The sequence below is a fragment of the Methylobacterium isbiliense genome, assembly GCF_022179325.1.
GTDB lineage: Bacteria > Pseudomonadota > Alphaproteobacteria > Rhizobiales > Beijerinckiaceae > Methylobacterium > Methylobacterium isbiliense.
Genome location: NZ_BPQQ01000079.1, coordinates 1 through 7,621, shown reverse-complemented (window position 1 = coordinate 7,621; position 7,621 = coordinate 1). Strand labels below are relative to the sequence as shown.

Genomic DNA, 7,621 nt, shown 5'->3' with positions numbered 1-7,621 from the left:
GCGAAGCCGAGGGAGGATCAAACAGCTCGCGCGGCACGATCCCGGCGTGCTCGCCGGGGTAGTGCCGTCCCTTGTGCCCCACCTCGCCCACGTAGATCCGGTTGCGCAGCAGGTAGCCGAGCGCCCCCTTGCCGAACGCCACCCCGCCCCGCACCCGCCCGTCCTTCAGCCGAGATGCCCGCGTCACCACGCCCCTCGTTCGCAGGTCCGCCACCAGCGCGCTCAGGCAGCCCTGCTCCAGGTAGCCCCGGAACAGCTCTCGCACCTGCTCGGCCTCCGCTTCGTCCACCACCAGCTTCTTGTCACGAACGCGATAGCCGAGCGGCACCGGGCCACCCATGCGCAGGCCCTTGCGCTTGGACGCCGCCACCTTGTCGCGGATGCGCTCGGCCGTGACCTCCCGCTCGAACTGCGCGAAGCTCAGCAGCACGTTCAGCGTCAGCCGGCCCATGCTGGAGGTGGTGTTGAACGCCTGCGTCACCGAGACGAACGACACGCCGTGCACATCGAACAGCTCGACCAGCTTGGCAAAGTCGGCCAGCGAACGGGTGAGCCGGTCGACCTTGTAGACCACGATCACGTCCACCCGCCCGGCCCGCACCTCGGCCAGCAGCCGCTGCAGGGCGGGCCGCTCCAGGCTGCCGCCCGAGTGGCCACCGTCATCGTAGCTCTCGGGCAGCAGGCGCCAGCCCTCGTGAGCCTGGCTCTTGATGTAGGCCTCAGCCGCCTCGCGCTGGTTGTCGAGCGAGTTGAAAGCCTGCTCCAGCCCGGCCTCGGTGGACTTGCGCGTGTAGATGGCGCAGCGCAGCGGCTTCGATGAGGGTGTCACGCCTGCCCTCCCCTGCTCTTGTCGCGCAGGCCGAAGAAGCGCGGGCCGTTCCACCGCGTGCCGGTGATGGCGCGCGCCACCTCCGACAGGCTGGTGAAGCGCTGCTCGTTCCAGCAGAAGCCCTCGGGCGTGACCGTGACGGTGTGCAGCTGTGCGGCGAACTCTCGCACCAGCAGCGTGCCTGGGCGCAGGCGTGATCCGGCCGGAGGTGGAGGAGCTGGCAGAGGTATCGGGATTGAACTTGGCGTCTCGGCCGAGCGGCGGGAGCGGATGCGCTGGCGGGCGATGCGCTCGAGGGTACGAGCGGTGTCGCGGTCGAGATCACCGTAGACTCTGGCCTGCAGCCTGTAGGCGAGCACCCGGATGAGCAGGGGACGGGAGAGCTGCGGGGGCGGTGCGCTGCGCAAACGCTGACGCCAGCGCGAGCGCAGTGCGTCCAGCTCGAGGGTGGGCAGTAGCGCGAGTTCGCGTTCGAGGGCCTCTCCGGACAGGAGGCCGGGATGCGAGGGAGTCGCGGCCATCAGTGCGCCCCCTTGAGGTTGGCATCCGAGCCGGCGGGAACTTCTGGGTCGAACGATGCTGCCGCGACTCGATAGACAGTCTGGCCGGTTTCGTTACGGGTGCGCTTGAGGGCATGCCCCTTCTTGCGCAGACCAGTAAGCGCCGCGCGGGTGCTGTGGGGCAGCCAGCCCGTGACGCTCATCAGCTCGTCCAGCGTGGCGCCGCCTGCACGCTGCAGCAGGGCTAGCATCCGGGTCTGCTTCGTGAGGCGTTGCTGTCCACCAGCGGGCGAGGCGCCGAGGTGCAACTCGCGAGATGGCTCCCGAGGCGGAAGGTCAGAACCGAGCGCGGCGCGTCCGGCGAGCGTGAGGTGCAGTACGGTCGCCTCGCCGGCCTTCCCAGGCCAACTGGGCTGGCCCTTGCGCGGCGGGATTGGCTCGGCGTGTCCGGCGCGCACCAGCCTGGAGAACAACGCCTGCACGGCTTTGCTGCTGAGCCCGTCCGGGCAGGTGAGGAGCTGATCGGAACGAGCGACTGCAGCGCGGAGGATGTCGCGACGGGAGGAGCTGAGGGGCATAGTGGATCCTGCGGTGAGCGGCAGCATGGGCTGCCACCACCGCAAGCCGGCCGACCGGGAGGGGTGGGCAGGCGGTCCGAACCGGGCTCTCGGGGCGGGCTGGACGCGAGCATGGACGCTCCGTTTGCAGCACAAGTCCAGTCCGGAATGCGCCCGCTCAGAAGAGAACAGGAGCGAGCGATCCTGTGTCTCTGCGGGCGTTCGAACGGGTCTCCCGGCGCGCAGGTCTGGCGAGCGCGGAAGCTGCAGTTGAGGGTCGGGAGATCGGGCTGAACAGGCGGGGTTTTGGGGGCTGTTTGCGGGCCTGAGAGAAAGGGCAGCAGAACGGCCGAATTCGGCTAAACGCCTGAGCTTGCGCCAGTCTCCGGCGCAGCTGGAAGAACCTAAACTTGACGGGAGTGGGTGGTGGGGGAAGTAGGACTCGAACCTACGAAGGCATAGCCAGCGGATTTACAGTCCGCCCCCTTTGCCGCTCGGGACATTCCCCCAGGGCCGCGGCCATGACCGCGGCGGTGTCTCCGCGCTGAGGCGGCGACCGGGGTCTTATGGTGAGGGCTCCGGCGGGTGTCAAGCCGGATCGCGCCGGGGGCTCACTCGGCCTCGGCGGCGTCGCACAGGCGCAGTTCGACCCGGTCGCCGCCGCGCCAGCGGTCGCGCGTCAAGGTGCCGGCGGCGTGGACGTCGCGCCCGATCCGGCGCAGCAGCATCTGGCCCAGCGGCCCCTCCGCGGCCCGGAACGCGATGGCCCCGACCGCGACGCCGTCGCGGCCGCGCAGCTGGGCCTTGACGTGCCCGTTGCCCACCACCCGGGCATCCGCGACCCGGTGCCGGGCGAGGGCGAAGACCGGCTCGGGGGCGCCCTGGCCGAAGGGTCCGGCGCGCTCCACGGCCGCCACGAGATCGGGCCGCACCCCGCCGGCCGACAGGAGACCGTCGACGAGGAGCGCCTGGGCGAGGCGGGCATCGCCCACCGAGGCGCCGAGATCCTCCGCGAGGCCGTCGCGGAAACGGTCGAGATCGACGGCGGCGATCGTCACGCCCGCGGCCATCGCGTGCCCCCCGCCCTTGGCGGCGAGGCCCGCCTCGACGGCGCGGCGCACGGCGCGCCCGAGATCGGCCCCGGCGATGGAGCGCCCCGAGCCCGTGGCGGTGCCGTCCGGGCGCAGCGCGAAGGCGAAGGCCGGCCGGCCGAACCGCTCCTTGAGCCGGGCGGCGATCAACCCGACCACGCCGGGGTGCCAGTCGGGGCTGCCCGCGACGATCACCGGCTGATCCGGGTCGCGCTCCAGGCGCAGGGCCGTCAGGGCTTCGGCCTCCGCGACGGCCGCGGCCTCGATGGCCTGCCGCTCGCGGTTCAGGGCGTCGAGCTGGGCCGCGATGCCGGCCGCCTCGACCGGGTCCCGGCTGAGGAGGAGGCGGCTGCCGAGCGTCGCGTCCCCGATCCGCCCGCCGGCGTTGATGCGCGGCCCGACCAGGAAGCCGAGGTGCCAGGCCTGCGGCGCCTCGGAGAGCCCGGCCGCGTCGAGGAGGGCGGCGAGCCCGGTGCGCCCGCGCCCGCGCATCACCGCGAGGCCCTGGCGCACGAAGGCGCGGTTGAGGCCGGTGAGCGGCACCACGTCGGCCACGGTGGCGAGCGCCACGAGGTCGAGGCCCGCCAGCAGGTCGGGGGCCTCGACGCCGTCCCGGCGCAGGCGGCGCTTGAGCGCGACGAGCGTCAGGAAGACCACGCCCGCCGCGCAGAGATGACCGAGACCCGAGAGGTCGTCGAGGCGGTTGGGGTTCACCACGGCGCAGGCCGGCGGCAGGGTCTCGGGGGCGCCGTGGTGGTCGAGCACGATGACGTCGAGGCCGAGGCGCGCCGCCTCCTCGAGGGGCGCATGGCCGGCGGTGCCGCAATCCACCGTGACGAGGAGCGAGGCCCCCTCCCCCGCCAGCCGGCGCACCGCCTCGACATTCGGGCCGTAGCCCTCGGTGATCCGGTCGGGGATGTGCAGGCGGAAGGGCACGCCGAGATCGCGCAGCACGCCCGCCAGCAGCGCCGCGCTCGCCGCACCGTCCACGTCGTAATCGCCGAAGATCGCGACCTGCTCGCGCCGGAGCACCGCCCGGGCGAGGCGGTCGGCCGCTGCCTCCATGTCCACGAGCACGGCCGGGTCCGGCATCAGGTCGCGCAGGCGCGGCTCCAGGAAGCCCGGCACGTCGGGCGGCGCGACGCCGCGCCCGGCGAGGATCCGGGCCAGCACCTCCGGCAGGCCGTGGCTCTGGGCGATGGCCGCGGCGGCCTGGAGCGTCTCGGCGCCGCGCTCACGCCAGGGCCGGCCGAGGGCCGAGCGGTGGACGTCGAGGAGCGGGCGCGGCAGGTCGATGAGGTCGGTCACGGGCGCGATCCTAGCGGGATTCCCGCCCGCGCGCTGCCGCCGCCGCGCGACACTCGGGCCCAGACGCGACGAAGCGGGGCACGAGGCCCCGCTTCGCCCGACAGCAGCCCGACCGGTCGAGGCTCAGAGGTTCTTGACGATCTCGTCGACCACCTTCTTGGCGTCACCGAACAGCATCATGGTGTTGTCGCGGAAGAAGACCTCGTTCTCGACGCCCGCATAGCCCGAGCCCATGCCGCGCTTGATGAACAGCACAGTCTTGGCCCGCTCCACGTCGAGGATCGGCATGCCGTAGATCGGCGATTGCGGATCGGTCTTGGCGGCCGGGTTGGTGACGTCGTTGGCGCCGATCACGAAGGCGACGTCCGCCTGCGGGAACTCGCCGTTGATGTCCTCCAGCTCGAACACCTCGTCGTAGGGCACGTTGGCCTCGGCGAGGAGCACGTTCATGTGGCCCGGCATGCGGCCCGCCACCGGGTGGATGGCGTACTTGACCTCGACGCCCTCCTTCTTGAGCTGGTCGGCCATCTCGCGCAGGCTGTGCTGGGCCTGCGCCACCGCCATGCCGTAGCCCGGCACGATGATGACCTTCTCGGCGTTCTTCATGATGTAGGCGGCGTCGTCCGCCGAGCCCTGCTTGACCGGCCGGGTCTCGACCTGCCCGCCGCCGGCCGCGGCGGCCGTGTCCCCGCCGAAGCCGCCGAGGATGACCGAGATGAACGAGCGGTTCATCGCGTGGCACATGATGTAGGACAGGATCGCGCCCGACGAGCCGACGAGCGAGCCGGTGATGATCAGCGCGAGGTTGCCCAGCGTGAAGCCGATGCCCGCCGCCGCCCAGCCCGAGTAGGAGTTGAGCATCGAGACCACGACCGGCATGTCGGCCCCGCCGATCGGGATGATCAGGAGCCCGCCGAGCGCGAAGGACAGGATCACGATCAGCCAGAAGACCGCCTTGCTCTCGTTGCCGATGAAGATCGCGAGCAGGACGACCAGCAGGACGCCGAGGCCGATGTTGATGAGGTGGCGCTGGGGCAGCATGATCGGCTTGCCCGACATGCGCCCGTCGAGCTTGAGGAAGGCGATCACCGAGCCCGTGAAGGTGATGGCGCCGATGGCGACGCCGAGCCCCATCTCGAACAGCGACTGCTTGTGGATGTGGCCGCGCTCCAGGATGCCGAAGGCCTGCGGCGCGTAGAGGGCGCCGGCCGCCACCGCCACCGCCGCGAGGCCGACGAGCGAGTGGAAGGCCGCGACGAGCTGCGGCATCGCCGTCATCGGCACGCGCCGGGCGATCACCGCGCCGGCGCCGCCGCCGATGCCGAGGCCGAGCAGAACGAGCAGCCACGCCCCCGCGCCGGAGGGCGGGTGGCCCACCAGCGTCGTCAGGATGGCGATGCCCATGCCGACCATGCCGTACAGGTTGCCCTGCCGGGAGGTGGTCGGATGCGAGAGGCCGCGCAGCGCCATGATGAACAGGACGCCGGCGACGATGTAGAGAAGGGATGAGACGTTCTCCGACATCGCCTCAGACCTTCTTCTTGTACATGGCGAGCATGCGCTGGGTGACGAGGAAGCCGCCGAAGATGTTCACGCTGGCGAAGACGAGGCCGAGGAAGCCGAAGAAGCGGGCGATCCCGGTGCCCTTCTCGACCAGCGGCACGCCGACCGAGAGGAGCGCGCCGACCACGATCACCGAGGAGATCGCGTTGGTGACGGACATCAGCGGGGTGTGGAGGGCCGGGGTCACCGACCAGACCACGTAGTAGCCGACGAAGATCGCCAGCACGAAGATGGCGAGACGGAAGACCGTGGGGTCGACGGCGCCGTGGGTGGCGGCCGCGAGGCCGTGGCCGGCCGCGTCGGCGATGGCCTGGGCCTGCTCGGCGGCGCGGGCGGCGATGTCGGCCGCGGTGCGGGCGGCGGCGGCGGCGGCCCGCGCCTGCTCGGCCGCCTGATCTGGGGGAAGCGTAGCCATGAAAGTCTCCGCGAGGCTCCGGGCTGGGGCGGCTCAGGCCTTGGGCTGGAAGTTCGGATGGACGACGGCGCCGTCGCGGGTCAGGCAGGTCGCCTTGACGAGTTCGTCGTCCCACTTCACCGCGAGGCTCTTCGAGCCCTTGTCGACCAGGGTCTCCACGAAGGCGTAGAGGTTGCGCGCGTAGAGGCTCGACGAGGTCGCGGCGAGGCGCCCCGGCACGTTGGCGTAGGCGACGATCTTCACGCCGTTCTCGGTCTCCACCACCTCGTCGGCCTTGGCGCCCTCGACGTTGCCGCCGCGCTCCACCGCGAGGTCGACCAGCACCGAGCCCGGCCGCATCGCCCTGATCATGTCGGCGGTGACGAGCGTCGGCGCCGGGCGCCCGGGGATCAGCGCCGTGGTGATGACGATGTCCTGCTTGGCGATGTGGCTCGCCACCAGCTCCGCCTGCTTCCTGCGGTACTCGGCCGACATCTCCTTGGCGTAGCCGCCCGCAGTCTCGGCCTGCTTGAACTCCTCGTCCTCGACGGCGATGAACTTGGCGCCGAGGGATTCCACCTGCTCCTTGGCGGCGGGCCGCACGTCGGTGGCGGTCACGACCGCGCCGAGGCGGCGCGCGGTGGCGATGGCCTGGAGGCCCGCCACGCCCGCGCCCATCACGAAGATGCGGGCGGCCGGCACGGTGCCGGCGGCGGTCATCATCATCGGCAGCGCCCGGCCGTAGACGGCGGCGCCGTCCACCACCGCGCGGTAGCCGGCGAGGTTCGCCTGGCTCGAGAGCACGTCCATCACCTGCGCGCGGGTGATGCGGGGCATCAGCTCCATGGCCATGGCGGCCACGCCCGCATCGGCCAGCGCCTTCACCTCGGCCTCGTGGCCGTAGGGATCCATGATGCCGATCACGACGGCGCCGCGCTTGAGGGCCTGCAGCTCGTCGCCGCCGGGGCGGCGCACCCGCAGCACCACGTCGGCGTCCTTGGCGGCCGAGGCGGCATCCGGCGCGATGGTGGCACCCACCGCCTGGTACTCGCCGTCGGGCAGGCCGGCCTTCGCGCCGGCGCCCGCCTGGACCGCGACCTCCGCCCCCAGCGCCAGATACTTCTTCACCGTCTCGGGGATCGCCGCGACGCGCGGCTCCGCCGGATCGGTCTCGGATAGCACCGCGATCCGCATCCATCCATCCTTCGGTCACACGTGAAGACCGGCCGCCGGAGTGCCGGCACCGAGAGGAAATCCACGCGACCGTCGAGCCGATTCCCCCCTGGATCGGCTCTAGTGTATTTTTCCCGTCATTGAAAGGCCGCGCTTCCGCCGCTTTCCGGACGCGCCTCGCCGGGTGCGCAACGCGAAACGGGCCG

The 7,621-nt window shown here is 71.7% G+C and carries 7 protein-coding genes and 1 tRNA gene; all 8 read right to left on the bottom strand.

The annotated features are described in order from the left end of the window. Positions 1-829: recombinase family protein (locus MFF61_RS27530; RefSeq protein ID WP_238240888.1), on the bottom strand; the 829-nt coding region annotated here is incomplete at its 3' end. Next, positions 826-1,350 (bottom strand): DUF2924 domain-containing protein, encoded by a 525-nt coding sequence (locus MFF61_RS27525; protein ID WP_238240887.1) that lies wholly within the window; start codon positions 1,348-1,350, stop codon positions 826-828. The genes MFF61_RS27530 and MFF61_RS27525, both read right to left, overlap by 4 nt. Further along, complete coding sequence (locus MFF61_RS27520; protein WP_238240886.1) at positions 1,350-1,934, bottom strand: DUF3489 domain-containing protein; 585 nt, start codon at positions 1,932-1,934, stop codon at positions 1,350-1,352. The genes MFF61_RS27525 and MFF61_RS27520 overlap by 1 nt, the downstream gene beginning before the upstream one ends. A gap of 376 nt (positions 1,935-2,310) precedes the next feature. Then, positions 2,311-2,395 (bottom strand) — tRNA-Tyr (locus MFF61_RS27515). 102 nt (positions 2,396-2,497) lie between these two features. After that, positions 2,498-4,285: a single-stranded-DNA-specific exonuclease RecJ gene (recJ, locus tag MFF61_RS27510; protein ID WP_238240885.1), complete on the bottom strand. Its 1,788-nt coding sequence runs from the start codon at positions 4,283-4,285 to the stop codon at positions 2,498-2,500. Positions 4,286-4,408: 123 nt separating this feature from the next. Then, complete coding sequence (locus tag MFF61_RS27505; protein ID WP_238240884.1) at positions 4,409-5,809, bottom strand: NAD(P)(+) transhydrogenase (Re/Si-specific) subunit beta; 1,401 nt, start codon at positions 5,807-5,809, stop codon at positions 4,409-4,411. 4 nt (positions 5,810-5,813) lie between these two features. Continuing rightward, the gene (locus tag MFF61_RS27500; protein WP_238240883.1) at positions 5,814-6,263 is read right to left on the bottom strand and encodes a proton-translocating transhydrogenase family protein; all 450 of its coding nucleotides are present in this window, start codon (positions 6,261-6,263) and stop codon (positions 5,814-5,816) included. Positions 6,264-6,296: 33 nt separating this feature from the next. Further along, a complete protein-coding gene (locus MFF61_RS27495) occupies positions 6,297-7,436 on the bottom strand; it encodes a Re/Si-specific NAD(P)(+) transhydrogenase subunit alpha (RefSeq protein WP_238240882.1) in 1,140 nt (379 codons plus the stop codon). Between the last annotated feature and the right edge of the window lie 185 nt (positions 7,437-7,621).

What these genes read in the sequence shown, in the direction of transcription:
- MFF61_RS27525 (WP_238240887.1), bottom strand. Translation starts at nt 1,350, where the DNA reads ATGGCCGCGACTCCCTCGCATCCCGGCCTCCTGTCCGGAGAGGCCCTC.
- MFF61_RS27520 (WP_238240886.1), bottom strand. Translation starts at nt 1,934, where the DNA reads ATGCTGCCGCTCACCGCAGGATCCACTATGCCCCTCAGCTCCTCCCGT.
- MFF61_RS27505 (WP_238240884.1), bottom strand. Translation starts at nt 5,809, where the DNA reads ATGTCGGAGAACGTCTCATCCCTTCTCTACATCGTCGCCGGCGTCCTG.
- MFF61_RS27500 (WP_238240883.1), bottom strand. Translation starts at nt 6,263, where the DNA reads ATGGCTACGCTTCCCCCAGATCAGGCGGCCGAGCAGGCGCGGGCCGCC.
- MFF61_RS27495 (WP_238240882.1), bottom strand. Translation starts at nt 7,436, where the DNA reads ATGCGGATCGCGGTGCTATCCGAGACCGATCCGGCGGAGCCGCGCGTC.